The organism is Herpetosiphon sp. NSE202 (assembly GCF_042688385.1).
Classification (GTDB): domain Bacteria; phylum Chloroflexota; class Chloroflexia; order Chloroflexales; family Herpetosiphonaceae; genus Herpetosiphon.
In genome coordinates this window covers 15,011-38,096 of sequence record NZ_JBHUPY010000009.1, presented here as the reverse complement: position 1 = coordinate 38,096, position 23,086 = coordinate 15,011, and the positions used below count along the sequence as shown (strand labels likewise).

Genomic DNA, 23,086 nt, shown 5'->3' with positions numbered 1-23,086 from the left:
GTATTTTTCTATAATAAGAAGTAGAACGTCTATTCGTGTATGGCTGAATACCCACAGCTACGTCGGCCCAGAAAGGAAGCGCTTCAATGAGCGGATTATCGCAACGCCAACAACGGATCTATGATTACATCAAGCAATTTATTCGCACAAATGGCTATGCTCCGGCGATTCGCGATATTCAACGCGAGTTAAGTATTTCATCAACCTCAGTGGTTGCTTATAACTTACGCGCCCTCGAAAGCAAAGGCCAAATTCGCCGCGAAGGCAATATCTCGCGCGCAATCGAATTGATTAATGTTGAACAACCATTGCCCACCGTGCTTGGTGGCCAACGCGTGCCAGTGCTGGGCGTAATTGCCGCTGGTCAGCCAATTCCAGGCCCCAACGAATCAACCAACTCCGAAGATTCGGTCTTGGTGCCCGAAGAAATCGTTGGCAGCGATAAGCTGGGCGATGTCTATGCCTTGCGGGTCAAAGGCTACTCGATGGTCGATGCCTTGATTGCTGATGGCGATATTGTTTTGTTGCGCTATCAGGAAACCGCCGAAAATGGCGAGATGGTCGCAGCCCGCATTCGCGATGAAAATGAAGTTACTTTGAAGCGGATTTATTGGGAAGGCGACCGCGTGCGGTTACAGCCAGCCAACGTCACCATGGACGCGATGTACTATCCATCGACTAATGTCGAAGTGCAAGGCCGCGTGGTTGGAGTTATCCGCAACCTCGGCTAAAATCCCAATCGAAACATAAACAGCATAGCCAAAGGGACGGAATTAATTCCGTCCCTTTTTGGTTTTTTGGTTAATTTTGGCTTGGGTTTCGATCAGCTTGGTTTGTTGTTGCTCAAGTTTGTGCTGTTCTTGGGCTTTTTTCAAGGCAGCTTCGCCTAGTTTTACCCCAACCGCTTTGAGCTCGCGATCATAGGCTCGCTTGCCCCGCCACAACAAAAATGGAATCAAAACCGGCCACCATGGCTTGAGATCTTGAAATCGCTGACGATACCCATCAACTTGGGCGCGAACACTGGTGATGTTGCTGAGGGTAGCTAAGATTTTTTGCTTGACCATCGCGCATACTCCCTACTAAGGCTAGCTGCATTATAGCTGAGATTGCCAAGCTATGGCCGTGATGTTGAGCTAGGCCATAGCTTGGGCTTGCAGGTTCGATGCCAAGCCTTGGGATTTAGCTTGCTTCGCCGCGCCCTTCGTAGGCAGCAACGGCCAAACCTGCACCAACGCTGGTGAAGGGATCTTGCTCACGCAGCCGATCTTCGGTGAAGCGATCGGCTAATAATTTGATGAAGCGCGGAATCCGCGAGGAGCCGCCAGTACGCAACACCACATCAATTTGGTCGTGGCTGAGGCCAGCAGCCTTGATCGTGCGATCAACACAAGCGCCAATTGAGCGCGCTTCGGGGCCAATCAGGCGCTCAAATTCAAAGCGTGGCAACAAATGGTCAAAATCGATGCCATCGACATGCATGCTAATTTCAACTTGGCGCTCGCTGGAAAGCTGGCGTTTGGCTTCCTCGGCGTGTTCGTATAACACCAAACCGTAGTTCTCGCGCACGAGGGTGCGCAATGCCTTGAGTTCGGTTGGTTTATCGCTGGTGCGCACCGCTTCTTCAATAATCTCAAGCATTTTTGGTGTATGCATTTCGAGAATATTTTGCCAGTTGTCGAGGTGCTCCAAAAGGGTTGCGGGCAAGGGCAATTTGCGTGGGCCAAGCCGCGCGCCATCGCCAAAATATTGGCGTAACGCCCCAGTCACGATTTTGCTATCGAGTACATCACCGCCAATCGGCACGCCATCGGTGGCCAGTACGTGACGCTCATCGCCGTCAATCGCCATCACGGTTACGTCGAGCGTCCCGCCGCCAAAGTCGAACACCACAATATTGCGGCGTTCGTGTTGGCTGGCAGCAAAAGCGTGGGCGGCAGCAACTGGCTCAGGCATAAAACTTACATTCGGCAAATCGGCCAATTCGCAGGCTTCGCGCATGCGCCGAATTGCCAAGGCATCGCCTTCGGGTGTATCGGCGTAGTGCACAGGCCGCCCGACCGTAATGGCGCTAATTTTTTCGCCAGTAAAGCGCTCGATTTCGCGGCGAATGGCCCGCAGAATTTTGGCAATCAGTTCTTCGAGCGGGGTTTCTTGGCCAAACACGTTAGTTTTAATGTAGGATGGATCGCGAAGCATGGTTTTGATCGATTGAAACAAGCGGCCTGGTGGATTGCTATCGACCATGCCTTCAACCGATTGGACGATTGTGCCAACTCCAGAATAGGTGTTGGTGACCGTGCCAACATAGCGCCGTTCGTAGATAATTTCGCGGCCAACATTGCCCTCAGTAAAGGCATTGATTGCTGCGCGGCCAAACAGTTGCTGGCCTTCTGGCGTAATAAAGAGCGCAGTGCGTAACACATTGGGGTTCGCCGCTACGGAGTCTAGCGGAACCAAGGTTACCTTTGCACCATCGTAAATTGCTGCGGTCGTATTAGTTGTTCCGAAATCTAAGCCTACCCGCATCGCAAAGCCTCCTTAAAATGTATGGGTTGCACGGCGAAATGCCGCCCGAACCCAAAACTGGGGGGCGGCTTGTGCAGAACATGGATTGTAACAAAGCATTTTGCTTCCTATGATCAGTCTTAAGACGGATGTTTTATGCGCAATGCTGTATTTTAGCCAGCGTGGGCGAGGGACGGCAAAAAACGTCAAGCATGGAATGTCCATCGTTGGTTGGTTGCAGCCAAGCCAAGCCTCGATTAAGCTAGCGCTAGTATTGTTCGCTGAGGAGCTTTTGCGTATGAGCCTCGCCCTAATTTCACACGATCACTACCTTGACCACGACCAGCCTGAACACCCCGAAAATGCCAATCGTTTGCGGGCGATTCATGCGCTGCTCGCTGCTGATTACGATTTACAACAGCATTTGACGAAGCTTGAACCACGCCATGCCAGCGCCGCCGAGATTGAGGCTGTGCATGTGGCAAGCCATTTGCCAAGCCTACAACGAATGGGCCAATTTGGCGATTGGGCTGATCCTGAGACCTATATTTTGCCAGATTCGGTCGAGATTGCTCAACTTGCTGCTGGTGGTTCGATTGTAGCCACCGATGCGGTTTTGAGCGGTCGCCACCCCAATGCTTTTGCCTTGGTGCGCCCGCCGGGCCACCACGCCACTGCTGATAAGGCGATGGGCTTTTGTTTATTCAATAATGCTGCAATTGCCGCCGCCTTTGCTCAACGCGAATATGGCCTTAAACGGGTGGCAATTTTGGATTGGGATGTGCATCATGGCAATGGCACCCAAGATATTTTCTATACCAACCCCGATGTGCTGTATATTTCGACCCATGGCTGGCCGCTTTGGCCTGGCTCAGGCCATTGGAAGGAGATGGGCGAAAAAGCTGGCTTGGGCACGACGCTCAATCTACCCTTGCGCCCATTGACTGGCGATATGGGCTTTAATCTGATTTTTGAGCACACAATTGCCCCAGCAATTCGACGCTTTGAGCCAGAGTTATTGATCATCTCAGCAGGCTATGATGCCCATGTGTACGACCCGCTAGGTAACTTGGCGCTCTCGACTGGGGGTTATGCCCAGCTCGCTGCCATCGTGTATAATTTAGCCGCCGAGTGTTGCGACGGACGCTTGGTGGGCTTGCTTGAGGGTGGGTACAACCTCGAAGCCCTTGCTCAAAGCCTCAATGCAACGCTGCAAACCTGGGTTTCTGGTCGGCCTGCCCCTGCGTTTAATCAAGAAGTCAGTCATACCCCAGAACCAGATGTTATGTGGCTGATCGAGCATTTGCGCCGCGAACATCCGCTGTTAAAAGGATGAAGTATGAGGGATGAGCGATGAAGAGCATAGAACATAGATGTACTGGTTCATTGGATTAACAACATGTTTCATGCCCTCACCCCCAGCCCCTCTCCCACTGAACGCGGGCGAGGGGAGCACGTGTCTCGTGGTTCCTCCTCGCCTCGCGGGCGGGAGAGGGGGCTAGGGGGTGAGGGGGCAAACCGTCGTTAACGCAATGAATCAGTACACATAGAGCATAGAACATAGCTTCAGGGGGTCAGGTGTTAGTTGTCAGGGGTCAGTTTTAGTACAGCAAATTATTCATGCAATGCTCTAAAGGATTTATAGCTCAAGCGATTAAAACTGGCCCCTTGCCCCTGACCTCTGATCCCTAACCATACAAGGACAATCAATGATTGCAGTGATAAATTATGGAGCTGGCAATTTGCCAAACGCTGTGCGCGCCTTGGAATATGTGCAAGCTCCGATCGATGTTGTGACCGATCCTGCGGCGGTGTTGGCAGCTGATGCTGTTGTGTTGCCCGGGGTTGGCGCAACCGCCGATACTATGCGCTCGTTGCGCGAAATGGGCATGGATGCGGCGATTCGCGCGGTAATAGCTCGGGGCACGCCATTTTTGGGTATTTGTGTTGGCATGCAAGTGCTGGCTGAGCAAAGCGAAGAATTTGGTTTGCACGATTGTCTTGGCTTAGTGCCAGGCACGATTCGCCGTTTCGACCAAGGCTTGAAAGTGCCGCAAATTGGCTGGAATAGCGTCCAACACGATGGCAGCGCCTTGTGGGATGGCATTCCCAACGGTGCTGAATTCTATTTTGTGCATTCCTACTACTTGGCAACCAATGACCCTACTTTAGTTTCTGGTCGAACCGAGTATGGGCTGAATTTTCCAGCGGCGATTGCCCGCGATAATATTACTGCCGTGCAATTCCACCCCGAAAAAAGCGGCCAATGGGGTCTCAAATTATTGGGGAATTGGGTGCAGGGGGCAGTAGTCAGGGGTCAGGGATCAGCACAGTATTAAAGATACGTATGGTTAAGTCAGTGAAATAATACTATGGCAGGGGTTCCTGATCCCTTATCCCCAACCCCTGGCCCCTACTTTAGGAGCACTATGCAACTTATACCAGCAATCGATTTGCGCGATGGCCGCTGTGTGCGCCTCGTGCAAGGTGATTTTGAGCAAACAACAGTTTATGGCGACGATCCGGTGGCGGTCGCGCAACAATGGGAAGCAGCAGGCGCAAGCCGGATTCATATTGTCGATCTTGATGGAGCCAAGGCTGGCCGCCCAACCCAAACAAGCACGATTGCCGCAATTACCAAAGCGGTTGGTGTGCCAGTGCAGCTTGGCGGCGGCTTGCGCGATGCAGCCAGCGTTGCGGCGGCCTTTGAGCTTGGCATAAGCGATGTGATTTTGGGCACAGTCGCGGTGCGCAACCCAGAATTGGTCGCCGAATTGGTTGGCCAATATGGCAAGGCAATTACAATTGGCATCGATGCCCGCAATGGCGTGGTTGCGACCGAAGGTTGGCTGGCAAGCAGCCGCCAGCGCGCCACCGAGCTAGCCGAACAAATGGCCCAACTCGGAGTTGCGCGGATCATCTATACTGATATTAGCCGTGATGGCACCTTGAGCGAACCAAATTACGCGCAAACTGCCGCGTTGGTAACGCCCGCTGGCCCAGCAATTGTGGCTTCTGGCGGCATTGCTCGCGTTGAACATTTGGCGCGCTTGGCTGAGCTTGGCATTAGCGGGGCAATTATCGGCACGGCACTTTATACAGGCCATATCGATTTGGCCTCGGCAATTCAAACGATTGAACACGGAGGCTAAACGTGTCATCATCGAAACAAGATATTACCGCTCGCTATGAAGAGGAGCGTTTACGCGCCCAAGAGCAATCGCAATTGCTCTATTTACAGAATCAAATCGATGAATTGCGTCGTCAAATCAAAGACGTAAATGGCAAATACGCTTGGTCAACCGAGCAATCGCGCAAATCTGAAGCGGTGGTTGCCCAATTGCAAGGCATGATCGAGCGCCAAGCCCAAGAGCAAGCCCAAACCCTCGAAAGCTATCGGCGTGAATTAACCACCTTGCGCAAGGAAATTGCCAATAGTACCGTGCGTATGGACGATGGAGTTAAGCCAATTCGCGATATTCAGCTTTCGTTGGCCCAACAGCAAGAACATCGCAAACAAGATTTGCAAACATCACAAAGCTGGTTTGCGCGCATTGAATTGCTCGAACAACGCATGAGCGATTTTGAAGCCCGCATCCGCGAGCAAAACGATCAGTATCGCTCGCTCGGTGGCCAGCTTGAACAGTTGCGCGCTGTCGATGCCGAAACTGTGCAAGATATGCGCAAACTCAGCGAAGATGTGCAGATCGAAAAGCAACAAATGCGTCGCCAAGCAGTCGAAACCCAACAGATGGTGATCGACATTGGCGAAGGGATTCGCGAGTTGCGTTCGCGCTTCGAGCGGCTTGAGGATTTGCAAAAAGGTGTCGAAGCGCAAATTGAGCCGCTGCCTGAGCAAATTGAGGTTGTACGCGCCCAATTGCCCGATATGATTGCCGAAATTAAGCGCATCGAGCGCGTCAGCACCGAACGCTTCTTGATGAACCAAGAGCGCTTGGAAGAGTTGCGTGGTCAACATAACGAGCAGCTTGATGAATTGCGTTCGGTTGATGAAATTCATCTGCGCCAAATTATGGGTTCGTTGGAGCGGATTGATACTTGGTGTCATGAGTACGAATCGAAGCTCAGCCGCACCCAAAATCGGCTTGAAGATGTGCAAATTGCCAACTTGAGCCGCATGCAAGATTTGGAACGGCGCGAAGTGCAAGCGCTCAGCGATGTTGTTTCGGCGATTCAAGGCCGTTTGCAAATTGCCCAAAGCGAAATCTTGGAACGCGGAAGCGAGATTTAAGCATGTTGACCCGTCGAATTATTCCCTGTTTGGATGTGAAGGCTGGCCGCGTGGTCAAAGGCATTAGCTTTCTCAACCATCGCGATGCTGGCGACCCAGTGCAATTGGCGGCCTTCTACAACGAATCGGGTGCTGATGAATTGGTGTTTTACGATATTACCGCCTCGTCCGATGAGCGCAATATTATGGTCGAAGTCGTCGAGCAGGTTGCACGCCAAGTGTTTATTCCCTTGACCGTTGGTGGCGGCATTCGCACGGTCGATGATATGTATCGCATGCTGCGGGCTGGCGCTGATAAAGTTTCGATTAATACCGCTGCTGTGCTCAACCCGCAATTAATTGAAGATGGAGCCAAACGTTTTGGCTCGCAGTGCATTGTGCTTTCAATGGATGCTCGGCGGATCAACGAGCCAGGCCAGCCCAGCCAATGGAATGTGTTCACTCATACTGGCCGCGATCCACGGCCAACAGGCTTGGATGCAATTGAATGGGCCAAACGAGTGGTCGATTTGGGCGCAGGCGAGTTGGTGATCAACAGCATGGATGCTGATGGCACTGGCGCTGGCTACGATAACGAATTGCTAGCGGCGATTAGTGCTCAAGTTGGCGTGCCAGTAATTGCCTCTGGTGGCGCTGGCAAGCCCGAACATTTGCTGGCTGCGCTGCACGAAGGCCAAGCAGATGCAGTGCTGGCAGCCTCTATCTTTCACTTTGGCACCTATACTGTTGAGGCGGTCAAGGAATATCTGGCGGCCCAAGGAATTCCGATGCGCCGCACCCCGAGGCCAGTATGATGATCACGATTCGTTTTTTTGCTGGCTTGCGCGAAGCGCTCAACCAAAGCAGCTTAAGCTTGGATTTGGCTGAAAATGCCACGGTTGGCACGGTGCTGCAACAGTTGGCCGAGCTGCATCCCAACTTGCCCTTGACTGGCTTGGCCTATGCGATCAATCGCCAGTATGTAACACTTGAGGCAACCCTGAAGCCCAACGATGAATTGGCCTTGATTCCGCCAGTTAGTGGAGGCTAAGGTGCAAGCATTTTTGGTAACCGAAATCGTGTTGCAAGCCGAGCCGTTGCGGGCCTTGGTCGCCGATGCTGGGCATGGCGCGATTGTGCTGTTTGAAGGCGTGGCGCGCAACAATTTTGGCGGGCGTGCCACCGCCTTTTTGGAGTACGAAGCCTATCCCGAAATGGCCGAACAGCAATTAGCCTTGTTGGGCCAACAAGCCCAAGCCCAGTTTGGCATCGGCAAAGTGGCAATCCATCATCGGGTTGGCAAGTTGCAGATTGGCGAAACAGCGGTGCTGATTGCGATTGGCTCAGCTCATCGTGGCGCAGCATTTGCTGCGGTGGCTTGGCTGATGGATCAAATCAAATTGGTGGTGCCAATTTGGAAATGTGAACACTGGGCCGATGGTTCGCAAGAATGGGTGGGTCAGCGTTGAAGCACTAAGGTGAACTATGCGATTGCTCGAAAAACTCGCACGATGGTGGTGGCGTTGGTTGCTCACAATACTAACCTTGTTGGGCACGGCGCTGCTTGGCGTGATTGTGGCGAGTATCGCTGGTTGGGTGCCGCAACCAACTGTTCTGCGCTTAACGCCGTTGGCTGGTAGCCGTGAATTGCCGCCAGCCACGGCCTTGGAATTTAATTTCAACCTGCCGATGGATCGATCGAGCGTTGAATCCGCACTCGTAATTACGCCGCCAGTGCGGGGCCGTTGGCTGTGGGAAGGTCGCACCCGAGCACGCTGGCAGCCAGAATTTGGCTGGACTCCTGGCACAACCGTCACTGTTCAATTGCGGCCAAGCGCGCAATCGATGTTGCGCCAAAGTTTACCAACCACGGTTACAACCCAGTTTGCCGCTGCCCCAGCGCCATTGTTGGTCTTTCGCTCGCCCTTACCCAATGCCACAATCGCCCCAAATATGCCCATCTTGCTGCGTTTCAATCGAGCGATGATTGACTACTCCAGCCAAGCCCAGCGCGATTTAGCTGAATTAAACATCGAGCCAAACGTTGCGCGCCAAGTGCGCTGGCTTGATGATCGTAGCGTGTTGGTGCAGGCAGAATGGCAGCTTGGCCAGCGCTATCAACTAAGCTTGCACAATCTCAACGATTTGCTGGGAATTCCGGTGCAAACCAGCGAATGGCAACTCAACGTTAGCGAGCCAAGCCTGATCTCGCCACCAACGACGCAAAATATTGAAGCCAATCAAGCGTTGGAGTGGGCTTTTGAAGGCTTGCTTGATTCAGCCACAAGCCAGCAATTAATTGATCGGATTCAATTCACGCCAGCTCTGAGCACAACATGGCACGTGCAGTATCGAGCAGAGCCGTTGCCGCAAACTGTCTTGCTTTCTAGGCCAGCTGTGGCTTGGCCAGCAGGCCAAACCGTGACTACCAGCCTCCAACTGAGCCAGCCAATCAGCCAAGTGTGGCAGGTACAATCCAAGCTGCAACTGATTGGCTCGGTGCCTGGGCGCGGCGGTAGTTTGGCGCTTGCCGATTCGTTACGCCTCTTGTTTAACCAAACGCCTGAGCGCGAGCAGATTGCTGCTCAATTATTTATCGAGCCTGAAGTGGCCGATTTGGCGATTAGTATCGTCAATCAACAAGCCTTGATTAGCGCCGCTTGGCAACCAAGCACAAGTTATACGCTGACCTTGGCTGGCTCTGCGCCGCTGAATTTTCGCACCCAAACCCAAGCCCAGCCGTTGCAAATCGAAGGCGCTAGCTATTCGTTGTTGTTGCCCGCAACGCAGGCCGAATTGCGCTTGAATGGCCGCGAAACCAGTCGCCTCACCGCCACCTTGTATCCAATGGATCGGGCGGTATTGGCAGCAGCTTTGCAACAACCGCAAACGCCGCTCAATCCACAGCGCTATAATCTGCAACCGCAACAGCAATGGCAAATTGGCGCTGCGCCTGATCGAACATTAACCATCACGCCAACCCAAGGTGCGTTATTGTTGCAAATTCAAGCTCCCAATGCAGAGCTTGTGCAACACGTTTTAATTTGGACTCCCTACCGCGCGCAACTGTTGGCCAGCGCCGAGCAAGCCCAAGCCTGGGTTGTTGATTTGGCGAATCGCCAGCCAGCCGCCGTCGAAAATTTAAGCATTCTGGCTGGAGCGAGCCAACTAGCTACGGGGGCAAGCGATCAGCAAGGGCTTTGGCAAACACCAATTCGCGCCAGCAGTGGGCGCTTGGTCTTGCTAGGGGGCGCGCAACAAGCGCCGATTGTGGCCGAAACAATTATTCAGCCACAGCGCCAAGCGCCAAGTTTGAGCAGCCAACTGATGCTCGAACGCCATAATTATCAAGCCAACCAACAATTAACGATTATTGGTAGCAGCCAATTTGCTGCTGGATTGGCAACCACGCCAAGTTTGACCCTCGCAGTGCTCGATCTGAGTGGCCAAGCGATTGCGCCCGAGCAAACCTTTAACTTGACCCAAACCCTGTGGCTGCGCCAAGTGCAGCTTGCTGCCGAAGTCCCACCTGGCTTGTATCAGGTTCGGCTGCGCTACGCCAATCAGGTGTTGGCCAGCCAAACCTTTGTAGTCAACGATCCTGCGCCTAGCTATCAGGTTATTTTGCCCGAATTTCAGGCAACCAACGCGATTGTGCCTGCTGAAATTATCAGCGCGCTGCCGCATCAACAGGGTTCGTGGCGCTTGCTCGATCAAAATAATCGTCAAATTTCGGCGGGAGTTTGGCAAAGCAACGCCGCTGGGATTGCCCAATTCGATTATCAACGCAGCCAAGCCTTGCTTGGTGATTATGTGTTGGCAATTCAGCTTGGCGCGCAAACCAGCTATCACTATCTGCACATTCGTTATGCTGCCGATTTACAAGCCAGCACCAGCCAACAATTGCTCAACCAGAATCAAGCAGCCAGCATCAGCTTCCAATTGCGTGATCAACAAGGCATGGCGTTGGCCAATCGCAATCTCCAAATCGAAGTGACTGGTGCGACTTCGAGCACTCAAAGCTTGCGTACCAACGCTGCTGGCGAGGCGATTTGGCGCTCAACTGGTTTGCGGTCTGGCCAATGGCTGATTCGGGCAAGTAGCCCAGATGCTGCAAGCGTGGAAGTGCCATTATGGGTGCTTGGCGCAGCCAGCGAACAGCCGATTGGCCGCAGCCAAAGCAGCTTAGTTGCCGCGACCGATTTAGATCTCGCGCCGCTGACCAATCAAACTGCAACCAGCGTGCTTGTGAGTTGGTTTGAAGGCAGCACCATTCGCCAGCAGCTTCAGCCGTGGGTCGCAGGCCAGCGCATCGCAATTTCACCCAGTTTGAGCAATACCCAGCAATTAGATGTTGCCTTGGCTTGGCTTGATGGCCAACAACTACGCAGCAGCAGCAGCCAAATTCCCTTCCAAAGCGTTGCCCCGCTTGAGTTGACAATGGTTGTCAGTGGCTCGCAATTGGTGCTAGCTACGCAACGCGCTGGTCAGCCAGTCGCCAGTATGGTTGGCTTGAGTTTTCAATCAAGCTTCACCACCAGCCTAACCAGCCAGCATCGCCTGCTTCGCACTGCGAGCAATGGTCAAGCTTTGCTCGATTTGACGGGTTTTGATGCATGCCAGATTGAGGCCTTAGCCAGTGATGGCCTGAGCAGCGCCGCAGCCACAACTGTTTTTGGCACAAGCCCGCCGATTGCTGCCCAATTGCTGCTGCCTGAGCGGTTGCTGCTAGGCGATCAATTAAGTGTCACTGCCCGCTTGAATTTGCTGGCAACGCGCGGCGGAATTCCAAGCATCGCGCTTAATTATGATCAAGCCCAATTTACGGCGCTGGCTGAGCCAACAACTGGTAATAGCAGCCGCATTTATACCACGACCCAAGGACTCATTGCCAGCAAATTGGGCACAACCACCCTGACCGCGACCTTTGAAGTCAATCAACAAACTCAAATCATCACCAAAAGTTTGGTAATTGAGCCGCCAAGCCAAGTGTTGTTGCAGCAAAGTCGCTTGATCACTGAGCCAACCGATATTACGTGGCAAGTGCCAACCACCAACCAAACTGCCTCAATCGAGCTGGCGATTGCTAGTTTGGCCCAAGCAACCCAAGCCTTGCCCAGCCAGTTCAATGGCTCTGATCCACTGAGTTTGGCCGGACAAATTGCCATGGCGCGCTATGCTACGCAGCCCGCCAACGCAGCGATTGCGCAATTGGCCCAGCAGCAACTAGCCAATGGCAGTTGGAGTTGGGATGGCCAAAGTGGCGATGTTCAATTAACCGCCTTGATTGTGCAGCTAATCGCCAGCGAACAACGCTCGCCCAAGCTTAGCCAACTGATCGATCAGGCAACTCGTTGGCTGGCCTTAGCGAGCCCGCTTGATCCCGATTTGCGTAGCGAAATGTTGCTGGCCTTGGCCCAAAGCAACAAAACGGTCGAAGCCCAAATAACCACTTTGCTCAAAAATAACCAACTGACTGCGCCCCAACGCTTGCGCCTGATCTATGCCTTAGTTTTGCTCGATTCACCCCAAGCTGATCAATATTTGGCTGAAGTGCGCCAAATGCTGAATCAACCATTGGAGCCAAGTCCTTGGATGAGCCGCACCCGTCAAGCAGCCATGATTGGCATGATTTTTGAGCGTAGCCAGCCAAGCTCGGCGTTGCGAGCGCAGGTGCTGAGCCTGCTTGCTGAGGGCTGGAATGGCACAACCTGGGAAGATTTGCCGAGTAGCATTGCGGTTTTTCAGCTTAGCCAACAGGATTTTCCGACCCGCGCTAGCTATGCGTTTGGCTTGAATCAAGCAGGCTTGGATGGTTATGCTCAGGCTACGCGCCTGAGCTTGCCAATTACCAACCAATTAAACCTCCAGATCGAGCCAAATGGGCCGATTTTGTTGGCCAGCCAAGCCAGTTGGCAAACTCCTGCACCCCAAGCCCAATTGCTGCACGCCACGCCAATTGAGCAGTTGGTGTATGGCCAGCAATGGCTTTGGCAAGGCTATTTGGTGCTTGAACGCGATGTCGAGTTGTTGCAACTGCGCTTAGCTGCACCCAACGGGGTGACGTGGCAATTGGGCGCAGCGCCAGGCTTAATCTGGCATGATGGGCAATTCAGTGCGCCACAGTTACGGGCTGGCATTTATCCTATTCAGCTGTTGGGGGTTGCGCGCCAAACTGGCCAATTTACTTGGCCTGCCGCCCAATTGACGAGCGCTGGCCAAACGCTAGAGCTTGCGCAAACTGCGCCGCCAGTGCGTATTCGCTGATGGTACAATAGCGCTATCTTTATTTTCAGAATTAAGGCACAGCAATGCGTATTCCAGAAGCAATTCAATGGATTGAACAATCGGGTAATGTTTTAGCCCAAGCCAAAATAACCCACATGCTTGAGGCCACGCCCGCCGATGAAGAATTACTTGATCAATTAGCGGCCTTGCAAAACGACGATGGCGGTTTTCCGCTGAATGGCGTTGCAGGGCGACCGAGCACGCTCAACGATAGCTGCAACATTATTCGCCATTTTGTTGAACTTGAGGCTAGCGACCATCCAGCGGTTGTTGCTGCCAGTCGCTTTATCCTCGATGCCCAATCGCCGCGCGGTTGGTGGCGCGAAAGCAGCAATTTGGCCATGTATAGCCCACCCTTGTGGATGGATAGCGAGTCGGATGCAGCGTTGATCTTTACCACCGCTGTTTGTTCTGCCAGCCTCGCCTTGTTGGATAACCCAGAGGTGAATGTGGCTGCCGATAAAGCCAATACGTGGTTGCTTGGCCAAATTGCCAATAATGGCTTATTGCCGGGCTTTCGGGTTGAAGCAACTGGTTGGGCGATGTTGGCCGCAGTCTTGTTGGGCCATCGCGAAAGTCGGCCAGTTAAGCGCATGTTGGGCGGCTTAGGCGATCTTATTTCCAACGATTGGGATGCACCAAGCCTTGCCGTGATGTTGAATGCCGCTGGAATTGCCCGCATTCCCCGTATGACGCGCGCAGTTACGCAGGCAATCAACGTTTTGCGCAACCTGCAACAACCAAATGGCGCATGGCTCAACGAAGATGGCCTGCCCGACCCATTACTGACCGCATGGATTGTGCGGATCGTGCGGCGCTTCGGCTTACGTTAAAACTCGCCAAGTTCCCTCACCCCAACCCCTCTCCCACGCTGCGGGCGAGGGGCTTTAACATGGTTGTTCTGGCGCAATTTGTCGGTACAAACGGCTGCTCCCCCTCGCCCGCGTTCAGTGGGAGAGGGGTCTGGGGGGCGAGGGAATACTGTGATCGGCCAAAAGGACTAGCGCTGACAGATCGAAAGATCATTTTGCAATTTTTGCAATTTTGGCAGAATAGTGATCAATCGCTGCAATTGCTGCAACTATTTTTTGCGGGTCAGCGTCTGAAGCAATAGAAGCCACGCTGATGGCAAGGAGTTGTAACTGTGGCCGAACCAACTGCTGAAATTCTCAATCGCGCTCAACGCAATGATCCCGAAGCAATGGGAGCATTGATTGTTAGCCAACAACATTATATTTACAACATCGCCATGAGCGTGATGCGCCAGCCCGAAGATGCCGCTGACCTAACCCAAGATGCTTGTATCAAGCTGTTGCGGGTAATCGGCCAGTATAATGGCGAAAGTCGGTTTACAACATGGCTCTATCGTTTGGTTATCAACCTCGGGCGTGACGAGTTGCGCAAGCGCGGTCGGCGTGCCCCAGAGATGCCAGCCATGACCGATGACGATGGCGAAACCGTCGATCCATTATCGAGCATTGCCGATGATAATCGTTGGGCCGACCCCCAAGAAGTGGCCTCAAACCACGAATTGCGGGCCGAAGTTTCCCAAGCTTTAGATAAGCTTGAAGATCATTATCGCTTGGCATTAACCCTCTACTATTTTGACGATTTGCGGTACAATGATATTGCAGAAATTTTAGAAGTACCACTGAATACAGTCAAAAGCTATATTCGTCGTGGTAAAGAGCGCCTCGCTTTGCTCTTAGCCGCCAATCAATCGGAAGCACTCTTGCCCGCAAAGCGCGAGCCTGTTGCCGATGAACGGCCAAACCGTGGTCGCTTTGCATTTGCCCTAGGATGGCGCTGAGGTGTGTCATGAAGCGTTGTGAACATCGAACCAATTATGATCTGCGCGAAGAAGCGCTAGATCCACAACTAACAGACCATCTTGATACATGTGAAAGCTGTGCTACCCGCGCACGGCGTGCTGAAGCCTTCGATACGGTTGTGCGCTCAGCGATGATCACATCGGTTCCTGATGATCTGACGGCCAAGCTTCTGGCCTTGGTCCCTGGCTTGATGCCACCATTGATGGTGCGCAGCAAACATTGGAAGTTGCAACGCCGCGCCTTTGTTGGCTTAAGTGGGGTTGCAAGCATTTTGGCAATCGGTTTGCTGGTCTATGGCTTGTTTCTCTTGGCTGGGGCCGTTGGCCTAGAACAATGGCTGGCGAGCGCAAGCACATGGCCCGGGGTCGCAATCGATTGGCTCTATCGCCACATTCCATCATCACGCTCGGTTGTGGCAGCACTGATCACGGTGCACCAACCGCTGCAATGGATTATTCTTTTGATCTTGATTTGGCAAGTTTGGGAACGCATGCCGCTCCCGAATAAGCAACAAACCGCCTAAAAAAGCAACCCGCAAGTCGTCTGGCTTGCGGGTTTGGTTTGGGGGTACGATGATCAACCGTTTGTGGAATAGCTTGCTTGATCTCGTTTACCCGCCGCGCTGTTATAGCTGTGGCAAGGCTGGAACCCAATTTTGCCCAAGCTGCCTCGCCGAATGTATCCCTCTCGCTCCCAATCAACGCCCACAGCCTTTAGCCGCCGATTCGCCGCTTGAACGCGCGTTGGGCATTTATCCATTTCAGGGCAGTTTGCGGGCTGCAATCCACGCATTTAAATATCAAAATGCCTACCCCTTAGCCCAGATTTTGGCTCCGTTGCTGTTTGAATTTTGTGCTTGGCAAGACGTTGTGCTGATGCCCGTGCCGCTCCATGGCGTGCGCAAACGTGAGCGGGGCTATAATCAAGCTGAATTATTGGCCCGCAATTTGGCAAAAGCTTGGCAAATGCCGCTCAGCATCGAGCTTAAACGGGTGCGCGCCACCGAGCATCAAGTAGGCCAGCAAGCCCAAGCCCGCGCAACCAATGTCGCTGGCGCGTTTGCATGGCATGGCCAACAGCCTGCGCCAGCCCATATTCTCTTAATTGACGATGTGCTGACAACTGGCTCGACCTTTGAAGCCTGTGCCAGTGCTTTGCTTGCCGCTGGGAGCAAGGTCGTTGAAGGCTTGGCCTTGGCCAAAGCGATTGTTAAGCCTGCGCCCCCACTTGAGAGGCCTGAATAATTCTGGCCCAACGAAAAAGTCGCTCGACCGCACCCTCAGGTTTATCAGGCAGATAGACATCGGCAATTGTCATTGACCAACGCTGCAATTGCGGTTGGCGTTCAGCCTCGGGCCGCAAAACCCGCGTCGCTCCTGCATAGCGTTTGGCTGCTTGTTGGCGTAATGTTGCGGTACTTACCCCATGATAAAGATAATCGTTGAAGCCAACCCACAATTCTGCCAGCGCTGCCTTGGTAAATTGGGCTGGGTGTTGCAAATTGTAGCAGGCCACCACCAAAAAATGCTGGGCATGCAAGGCTGGGTCGTTATATTCCCACGCAATCAACCCGCCTAGTTGCTCCCAACAGCTTAAACCTTCGACCTGCGGCGCGCCACATTCGGCGCACATATCACTAGTTGGCATGGCTCACCTCGTTCGGTATAATCAAGCGATAGCATAATCGACAGCACATTCAGCACCATCTGCCAAATGATTGATTAGCAATAGAGGAAATGGTTGCCTATGCAGCGCGACGTTACTACCACCTATCTGCAAATGCTGGCCGCGAGCGAGCTTAAACCAAGCTTGCGCCAAGATCCAGCCTTTTGTTTTGCGCAAGTTCAGCGCATCAGCCCTGAGCTTAATCGATTTTTCTATACTGCTGTTGGTGGCGAGTGGTTTTGGCTCGATCGGCTTAGCTGGTCGTATCAGCAATGGCTTGATTATCTCAGCCAGCCGACGGTTCAAACCTGGCTTGGCACGTATCACGGGATTCCGATTGGCTATTGTGAATTGGTGCAAGAGCCTGATGGCTCGGCCCAAATTGGCTATTTTGGCTTATTGGCGCAATGGTATGGCCAAGGCTTCGGTGGCATGTTGCTCACAGCCGTTATTCAACAGGCCTGGCAATTAACCACCTCGCGGGTTTGGGTGCATACCTGCACGCTCGATGGCCCAACCGCTTTGGCCAATTATCAAGCGCGTGGCTTTACGATCTATGCTCAAAAAACTGAGCTAGTGGAGTTGCCAAACCAAGCGCCAGGCCCATGGCTTGGTGCGTTTCCACAGTCGGTTTAACCATTGAGAGGAGAGTTTTATGAGATTATTGCATTGGCTGAGCATCGGTGGGCTATGTGTTAGCTTGTTGGGTTGTGTCGCAACCGTGCAACCAAGTGCTACTCCAACCGCAATTAATAGTTCGCAAGAAGCATGGCAGCAATGGCCGGTGGTCTTGACCGATTCGTTTCGCGATAATCGGAATAAATGGATGGTTGGGCCTTTTCAATATGATAATGCTACTGGGAGGATGGATGTTGGCCCAGAATTATATCGAATGGAGATGAAAGGAGGTGATTCGTTAATTTATTCATCAGTGGCCGCAGAATATCTTGTTGACAGAGAAAAAGGTTTTTACGCAAGTATTGATGCAAAATCTTTTGAGAAAGTACGTGATACTTATGGGCTATTATTTTTATCTCAAGCTATAGATAATAGTGTCACGATAAATAAAGCTACAAATTTTTATTATTTTGAAATTACTGAAGATCATTATCGCTTGCTCTATACTAATGAGACCGAATGGAAAGAAATTATCACCCTAACAATTTTACCCAAAAATTCGCAAAAAGAGTTTAATCGTTTAGCTGTTGTTGTCAAAGACAAAACGATTACGTTGCTTTTTAATGGTATCTATCTTACCGATATTGAGGTTGACGATTCGCTTAAATTGGGAACTATCGGCGTAATTTGCGGCGCTTATGGTGCTAATGTAACTCAAGTTTGCGAGTTTGATAACCTTGAAGTGCGCAAGCCTGAATAGTTGACAGCTGTGCTAGAGTAACGGGGATTTTGTTTGGAGGATGCGGTTATGGCTGATCAAGCTGGGTTGATGATTCTGATTGCGGGTCCCTATCGTTCGGGCACTGGCGATGATCCGGCTAAAATTGCAGCCAATGTGCATCTGATGGAATCGTATGTGTTGCCGTTGTTCAATGCTGGCCATTTGCCAGTGCTTGGCGAGTGGCTGGCCTTGCCAATGGTCGATTTGGCTGGCTCCAAGCGGATTGGCGATGCAGCGTTCAACGCCATCTTTCACCCCATTGCTGAGCGCTTGGTAATTCGTTGCGATGCAGTGTTGCGGGTTGGTGGCCCCTCACAGGGCGCAGATCAAATGGTTGAGTTGGCAAAAAGCCATGGTCGCCAAACCTTCGCACGCTTGCAGGATATTCCAAACTGTGGCGAATTGATTGATCCGCAAGAATATTAGGAATCTAGCAATGAGCGCAAACACCGAATGGCCTGAATTGAACGCCCAATCGAATGCTGCTTGGGAAACCAACGCCGAATATTGGGATAGCTCGATGGGCCAAGCTGGCAATCGCTTTCATTTGCAATTGGTGCGGCCTGCGATGCTGCAATTGTTGGAGCTACAAGCAGGCCAGCACATGCTTGATGTTGGTTGTGGGAACGGTCTATTTGCGCGCCATTTGACCGAATTGGGAGCAACGGTGCTAGCAGTCGATGCCAGCGCCAGCCTAATCGAACGTGCCAAGCAGTATCCCGTCGCTAGTTCGCTTGAATATCAAGTTGTCGATGCGACCAGTTCTGAGCAATTGCTCAGCTTGGGTGTTGCCAGCTTCGATGCACTGGTTTCGACGATGGTGCTGATGGATTTGCCAACGCTTGAACCACTATTTCAAGCAGCAGCCAAATTGCTCAAGCCGCAAGGCCGTTTTGTGCTGGCAAGCGTCCATCCATGTTTTCAAGCGCCGCAGAGTCGCAAAATTGTCGAGCAATTTGAAAATGAACAGGGCGAGGTTGAAACTCGTGCCCACATTCAAATTGGCAGCTATCTCACGCCTGCCACTCATCAAGGCGTTGGGGTCGTTGGCCAACCAATGGCTCAATGGTTTTTTCATCGCTCGCTGGCCAGCTTGCTAGGGGTGGCGTTTGCCGCAGGCTTTGTGCTTGATGGCTTGTTAGAGCCAAGCTTTCCGCCAGATACGCCCAGCACGCATCCATTTTCGTGGGCCAATTTTAGCGAAATTCCCCCAGTTTTGGTGCTGCGTTTACGCCGAAGTTAACTGACTACCAAATTCTAATGAGGGTCGAATATCCAAAATCGCATTACAATAATGCTAGTCTATTGGGTAAAAGGAGCCAAATAATGATGAATATTGAAGATTTTTTTGAATTTCGTGAGGATGGTGCAATTCGGATTCGTGGTCATCGGATTGATCTTGCCCATATTTTGCCCTATTACCATGATGGATACAGCCCTGAAATGATTGGACTGGAGTTTCCATCATTACCTTTAACAACAATTTATGCTGCAATTTTGTATTATCTTAGTAACCAAGCGCAGATGGAAATCTATCTGGAACGATATTTAAGCGCTGCTCAAGCGGCGATAGCTGCCCATGAAGCACAGCCTCGTTCGCCATTTATTCAACAATTAAAGGCCTTAGGTGTGGCAACGCGCCATGATCAGCGACTATGAGCATTCGTTATCTGGTTGATGAACATATTTCAGCTCGCTTTACCCCAGCCTTGTTTCTCATGAACCCGGCGATTGAAATCGTGCCCATTGCTGAGCATCCTCAGTTTGTGGCTGGACTTAGCGATCAGCAGATTCTACACTTGAGCCAACAAGCACAAGCACTGTTTGTAACCCAAGCTGCGAGTATCTTTCTCCATACAGTAGCGCTTTGTGCTCAAGGCCAGCAGCATTGCGGGGTTTAAGTTGTGCGCCCATTAACTCCAATTCGGATTATTGCGAGCGCGCTGTATGAAATTTGGTATTGTACAGATTTGGAAGATTGGAATAGTGTTATCGAGTGGATTCCACTTTAAAGAGTACTGAAAGATGGTATCTCGCCCAAAGCATTATGAGCGAGATTTTCCCAACATTAAACCAACGCCAATAAATCGCGCAAATCGTGCAGAATTGGGCAATCGGCTTTGGCAACCCGTTTATGACGATCGATCAAGGCTGCCTGCATGCCAACCGCACGCGCTCCCAAGACATCTGCATAATAACTATCGCCAATATGAATAATCTGCTCGGCTGCAACTCCGGCGCGTTTTATCGCTAGCTGATAGAGGTCGGTCATGGGTTTGGCATAGCCTGCATCTGCTGAAATCACCGCAAAATCAAAATAGGGCAAGAGTTTATTGTAGGTCAAAATTGGGCGCAAACTACTGGCCCAATCCGAGACGATGCCAATCCGAATGCCTTGCGCGTGCAAGCTATCGAGGGTTTCGCGCACATCGGCAAAGAGAACCCAATTTTCTGGCTGCTCGTAGTGTGCGATCAAACGATCGCCAAGCGCAGCATGATCAAGGCTAGGATCGATTTGATCGAACAAGTGTTGATAAAATTCGAGCCAGAGCGTGCGAATCGTGGCATCGGAACTCCAATCGTTATTATCGAGCGAGTGATAGCGCTGATGATACCAACGATTGGTGGCGCGACGGGCATCGCGAATTAAACTTGGCTCTGCTTGCAAGCCAAATTCCTGCAAAACCTCGCCAATTAAATCGTGAGCATCAACCCGTTCGTCAAGCAAGGTAAAGCCAACATCAAAACAAACTACTGGAAAACGCAACATTACACCCTCGGCTAAATAAAGAAGAGGGACACGGAAATTTCCGTGTCCCTGTGCTTCGATTGGCTACGTTTGGAACTAACCGAAGAAATCGACGTTCTTTTGAGTGAATGAAGCCCATTGTTCTGGCACGCTGTCGCCTGAGAAGATTGCGCTAACTGGGCATTCTGGTTCGCAAGCGCCACAATCAATACATTCGTCTGGGTTGATGTAGTATTGGTCTTCACCTTCGTAGATACAGTCAACTGGACAAACTTTGACACAGGCTGAATCTTTGGTGCCGATACATGGTTCTGCAATTACGTATGCCATTGTTGATTCTCCTTCGCGCTGCGGCGATAACTTCATACTTGTTTTCTGAATGTAGTGTAGCAAGCTCCTAGCCATGCTTCTGTAACTTTAGTCACATAATGAGAATGATTCTAATAAAGACGGTAAAATCAGGGTTTTTAGTCTAAATTAGGTGCTAATGATCGCATTTTTGTTCGCCACCTTCCGTCCCGCCGCCTGCGGGAGACGCAGGGGTTTTTCAGCCCCCTGCACCCCCAAATAGCTATTTTGTGGATTGTTTCTGCTTTGTCTATTCCCACATAGTTTTCTTCGTGCACTTTGTAGTTAGGGGTTGGAAATTGGGATTCGGTGCCATGCCAAATTTCTGTTTTAAACCCTAATGCTTCCGCTAGCCAATAGCTGTAATGGTTCATTGTGTTAACGGCGACTCCCCCTCACCCCAACCCCTCTCCCACGTGGCGGGCGAGGGGCTTTAACGCCGTGGTTCTTGCGCAATACGTCGGTAAAACCAGTGCTCCCCCTCGCCCGCGTTCAGTGGGAGAGGGGGTTGGGGGGTGAGGGAACATGGTTGCCAATGCAATGAACTAATACAGCTATGCTCTATACTCTATGTTCTATGCTCTTCATCCCTACTAACTAGCCTCGTATCTATAGAAGTTGCTTGCCTCACTATGCTACAATAACGCTATGGAAATTAGTCCTGCAATGAGGGTAGTCCATGTCAACCTATGTGATCGACGGTCAGGAACTGCATATCCGCGATAACCGTCGCAATGCCCCTGTTGCCTTGTTAATTCATGGCTGGTCAAGCTCGTGGTTTACTTGGACTCCGCTGCTGCAAGCCTTAGGCACGCGCTATTCGTATATGGCGGTCGATTTGCCTGGCTATGGACGTTCGCCTGCACCAAAGCACCCAATTACGATTGAATGGTATGCAGATTTGATGGCCAAACTGATCGAAGAGGCAAGTGATCGGCCTGTGGTGGTGCTTGGCCACTCGATGGGCGGCCAAATTGCCATGACCTTGGCGCTACGCCACCCGATGTTGGTCGAACGCTTGATTTTGCTCAATCCTGTGGTCAGTGGCCGCTTATCGACCTTTATTAATTTATTTGTGGCTCCGCATATTTTGCTTGAACGCACCCGCTTGGGCGGCAAAATATTAAGCTACCTCGAAAATACCCCCTTGAGCTATATTAATCAGTTGATGAAGCCAATTTTATTTGCCGAACGCGCCGCAATTTCGCAACAAGATTACGATCGGATTCGGGCTGATGCTCGTCGGCCTGGCCAAGGTGCTGTGCGCGCTGCCTGTTACGAAGCTATGAAAATGGGCGATTTGCGCGGTAAACTGAAGCAAATTCAGCCGCCAGCTCAAGTTATTTGGGGCGCTGAAGATAACACTGTGCCCTTGCGCGATGCTGGTGCAGTTGCCGACGAATGGACGGAAGCCGATTTGCGCTTGATTCCGAATGCTGGCCATTGGCCGCATTTTGAGCAATATGAAACGACCATGCGCTATATCGCTTCGTTTTTGGGCTTGCCAATTTTGCCCAGCCTGCCCAATGCCCAAGTACAGCAACAACGCGACCTTGATGTGGGCGAAATTGCGCAGTTTCTCTCCAATACCGAGTTGGGCCAAGATCTCAGCGAAGCGCAACGCATGCGGGTGGCTGGCTTGTGTCATCAACATCATTTTGCGCCCCAAGATGTGCTGGCGCTCGAAGATTCGAGCGGCGACGAGCTGTTTATCGTGCAAGATGGCCAAGTCGATGTCCTAGTTCGCATCAGCAACGAACTGGGTATTGAGGAATCGCGACGGGTTAATGTGTTGATGGCGGGCCAAATTGCTGGCGAAATGGCCTTAATTCAAGGCAAAGGTGGTCGCCGCACCGCCGATTTACGCGCTGGCAAATCGGGAGCAACCGTGCTTTCGATCGATAGCCGCTATCTGTTTGCCTTGTTTGAAGATGATGCCTCGCTTGGCTTGAAGTTGATGCAGAATTTGGCTCGTTCGTTGGTGCAGCGGCTGCGAGTGCAAAATTGGCAATTACAGCTGGCTGAACAACGCGCCGAAGTTCATCGCTAACCAACAAGCTGCTTTG

25 protein-coding genes are annotated in these 23,086 nt (G+C 51.8%); 20 read left to right on the top strand and 5 right to left on the bottom strand.

Going from position 1 to position 23,086, the window contains the following annotated elements:
- The first annotated feature begins 86 nt into the window (after window positions 1-86).
- A complete protein-coding gene (gene lexA, locus ACFMKP_RS12060) occupies window positions 87-731 on the top strand; it encodes a transcriptional repressor LexA (RefSeq protein ID WP_054536749.1) in 645 nt (214 codons plus the stop codon).
- 42 nt (window positions 732-773) lie between these two features.
- Here the strand turns inward: lexA and ACFMKP_RS12055 are convergent, their stop codons facing one another.
- On the bottom strand, window positions 774-1,067 hold the full coding sequence (locus tag ACFMKP_RS12055; protein WP_054536750.1) for a hypothetical protein: 294 nt from the start codon (window positions 1,065-1,067) through the stop codon (window positions 774-776).
- Window positions 1,068-1,182: 115 nt separating this feature from the next.
- Window positions 1,183-2,529 (bottom strand): Hsp70 family protein, encoded by a 1,347-nt coding sequence (locus tag ACFMKP_RS12050; RefSeq protein WP_382292133.1) that lies wholly within the window; start codon window positions 2,527-2,529, stop codon window positions 1,183-1,185.
- Between the two features lie 277 nt (window positions 2,530-2,806).
- Between ACFMKP_RS12050 and ACFMKP_RS12045 the strand changes: the two genes are divergently transcribed.
- The 12 genes from ACFMKP_RS12045 to ACFMKP_RS11990 all read left to right on the top strand — a co-directional run bounded on the left by ACFMKP_RS12045 (window position 2,807) and on the right by ACFMKP_RS11990 (window position 16,103).
- A complete protein-coding gene (locus ACFMKP_RS12045) occupies window positions 2,807-3,844 on the top strand; it encodes a histone deacetylase (protein WP_382292131.1) in 1,038 nt (345 codons plus the stop codon).
- A gap of 373 nt (window positions 3,845-4,217) precedes the next feature.
- A complete protein-coding gene (gene hisH / locus ACFMKP_RS12040) occupies window positions 4,218-4,847 on the top strand; it encodes an imidazole glycerol phosphate synthase subunit HisH (protein ID WP_382292129.1) in 630 nt (209 codons plus the stop codon).
- Between the two features lie 90 nt (window positions 4,848-4,937).
- A complete protein-coding gene (gene hisA / locus ACFMKP_RS12035; protein WP_204753751.1) occupies window positions 4,938-5,660 on the top strand; it encodes a 1-(5-phosphoribosyl)-5-[(5-phosphoribosylamino)methylideneamino]imidazole-4-carboxamide isomerase in 723 nt (240 codons plus the stop codon).
- Window positions 5,661-5,662: 2 nt separating this feature from the next.
- Complete coding sequence (locus ACFMKP_RS12030; RefSeq protein WP_382292127.1) at window positions 5,663-6,760, top strand: hypothetical protein; 1,098 nt, start codon at window positions 5,663-5,665, stop codon at window positions 6,758-6,760.
- Window positions 6,761-6,762: 2 nt separating this feature from the next.
- Window positions 6,763-7,554, top strand: a complete 792-nt coding sequence (gene hisF / locus ACFMKP_RS12025) for an imidazole glycerol phosphate synthase subunit HisF (RefSeq protein ID WP_382292125.1) — start codon at window positions 6,763-6,765, stop codon at window positions 7,552-7,554.
- Window positions 7,551-7,790 (top strand): MoaD/ThiS family protein, encoded by a 240-nt coding sequence (locus tag ACFMKP_RS12020; protein WP_382292123.1) that lies wholly within the window; start codon window positions 7,551-7,553, stop codon window positions 7,788-7,790. The genes hisF and ACFMKP_RS12020 overlap by 4 nt, the downstream gene beginning before the upstream one ends.
- Before the next feature lies 1 nt (window position 7,791).
- Window positions 7,792-8,208, top strand: coding sequence for a molybdenum cofactor biosynthesis protein MoaE (locus ACFMKP_RS12015; protein WP_382292121.1), 417 nt, complete (start codon window positions 7,792-7,794; stop codon window positions 8,206-8,208).
- 16 nt (window positions 8,209-8,224) lie between these two features.
- Window positions 8,225-13,006 carry an Ig-like domain-containing protein gene (locus ACFMKP_RS12010; protein ID WP_382292119.1) on the top strand — a complete coding sequence of 1,594 codons (4,782 nt, stop codon included), beginning with the start codon at window positions 8,225-8,227 and terminating at the stop codon, window positions 13,004-13,006.
- A gap of 44 nt (window positions 13,007-13,050) precedes the next feature.
- Window positions 13,051-13,860, top strand: coding sequence for a prenyltransferase/squalene oxidase repeat-containing protein (locus ACFMKP_RS12005; RefSeq protein WP_054536760.1), 810 nt, complete (start codon window positions 13,051-13,053; stop codon window positions 13,858-13,860).
- 311 nt (window positions 13,861-14,171) lie between these two features.
- Entirely contained in the window at window positions 14,172-14,837 is a 666-nt protein-coding gene (locus ACFMKP_RS12000; protein ID WP_110520411.1) for an RNA polymerase sigma factor, read from the top strand.
- A gap of 8 nt (window positions 14,838-14,845) precedes the next feature.
- On the top strand, window positions 14,846-15,382 hold the full coding sequence (locus tag ACFMKP_RS11995) for a hypothetical protein (RefSeq protein WP_204753758.1): 537 nt from the start codon (window positions 14,846-14,848) through the stop codon (window positions 15,380-15,382).
- Between the two features lie 49 nt (window positions 15,383-15,431).
- Window positions 15,432-16,103: a ComF family protein gene (locus ACFMKP_RS11990; protein ID WP_382292116.1), complete on the top strand. Its 672-nt coding sequence runs from the start codon at window positions 15,432-15,434 to the stop codon at window positions 16,101-16,103.
- On the opposite strand, the gene ACFMKP_RS11985 is transcribed toward ACFMKP_RS11990, so the two are convergent.
- Window positions 16,069-16,506, bottom strand: coding sequence for a DUF5946 family protein (locus ACFMKP_RS11985; RefSeq protein ID WP_382292114.1), 438 nt, complete (start codon window positions 16,504-16,506; stop codon window positions 16,069-16,071). The two genes, ACFMKP_RS11990 and ACFMKP_RS11985, sit on opposite strands and share 35 nt — an antisense overlap.
- A gap of 99 nt (window positions 16,507-16,605) precedes the next feature.
- On the opposite strand from ACFMKP_RS11985, the gene ACFMKP_RS11980 reads away from it, so the two are divergent.
- The 6 genes from ACFMKP_RS11980 (at window position 16,606) to ACFMKP_RS11955 (ending at window position 19,824) form a co-directional block, all read left to right on the top strand.
- Window positions 16,606-17,160 (top strand): GNAT family N-acetyltransferase, encoded by a 555-nt coding sequence (locus ACFMKP_RS11980; RefSeq protein ID WP_382292112.1) that lies wholly within the window; start codon window positions 16,606-16,608, stop codon window positions 17,158-17,160.
- A 19-nt stretch (window positions 17,161-17,179) separates the two neighbouring features.
- A complete protein-coding gene (locus tag ACFMKP_RS11975; protein ID WP_382292110.1) occupies window positions 17,180-17,902 on the top strand; it encodes a hypothetical protein in 723 nt (240 codons plus the stop codon).
- 48 nt (window positions 17,903-17,950) lie between these two features.
- The gene (locus tag ACFMKP_RS11970; RefSeq protein WP_382292108.1) at window positions 17,951-18,349 is read left to right on the top strand and encodes a DUF4406 domain-containing protein; all 399 of its coding nucleotides are present in this window, start codon (window positions 17,951-17,953) and stop codon (window positions 18,347-18,349) included.
- A 10-nt stretch (window positions 18,350-18,359) separates the two neighbouring features.
- Entirely contained in the window at window positions 18,360-19,166 is an 807-nt protein-coding gene (locus tag ACFMKP_RS11965) for a class I SAM-dependent methyltransferase (RefSeq protein ID WP_382292106.1), read from the top strand.
- An 83-nt stretch (window positions 19,167-19,249) separates the two neighbouring features.
- Window positions 19,250-19,582 (top strand): DUF433 domain-containing protein, encoded by a 333-nt coding sequence (locus ACFMKP_RS11960; RefSeq protein WP_382292104.1) that lies wholly within the window; start codon window positions 19,250-19,252, stop codon window positions 19,580-19,582.
- Window positions 19,579-19,824, top strand: coding sequence for a hypothetical protein (locus ACFMKP_RS11955; protein WP_382292102.1), 246 nt, complete (start codon window positions 19,579-19,581; stop codon window positions 19,822-19,824). Before ACFMKP_RS11960 ends, ACFMKP_RS11955 begins: the two co-directional genes overlap by 4 nt.
- Window positions 19,825-19,991: 167 nt before the next feature.
- On the opposite strand, the gene ACFMKP_RS11950 is transcribed toward ACFMKP_RS11955, so the two are convergent.
- Together ACFMKP_RS11950 and ACFMKP_RS11945 are read right to left on the bottom strand one after the other, a co-directional pair.
- The gene (locus tag ACFMKP_RS11950; RefSeq protein ID WP_382292100.1) at window positions 19,992-20,693 is read right to left on the bottom strand and encodes an HAD-IA family hydrolase; all 702 of its coding nucleotides are present in this window, start codon (window positions 20,691-20,693) and stop codon (window positions 19,992-19,994) included.
- Window positions 20,694-20,768: 75 nt separating this feature from the next.
- Window positions 20,769-21,002 carry a ferredoxin family protein gene (locus tag ACFMKP_RS11945; RefSeq protein ID WP_204753765.1) on the bottom strand — a complete coding sequence of 78 codons (234 nt, stop codon included), beginning with the start codon at window positions 21,000-21,002 and terminating at the stop codon, window positions 20,769-20,771.
- A 697-nt stretch (window positions 21,003-21,699) separates the two neighbouring features.
- Between ACFMKP_RS11945 and ACFMKP_RS11940 the strand changes: the two genes are divergently transcribed.
- The gene (locus ACFMKP_RS11940; protein WP_382292098.1) at window positions 21,700-23,070 is read left to right on the top strand and encodes an alpha/beta fold hydrolase; all 1,371 of its coding nucleotides are present in this window, start codon (window positions 21,700-21,702) and stop codon (window positions 23,068-23,070) included.
- Window positions 23,071-23,086 lie beyond the last annotated feature (16 nt).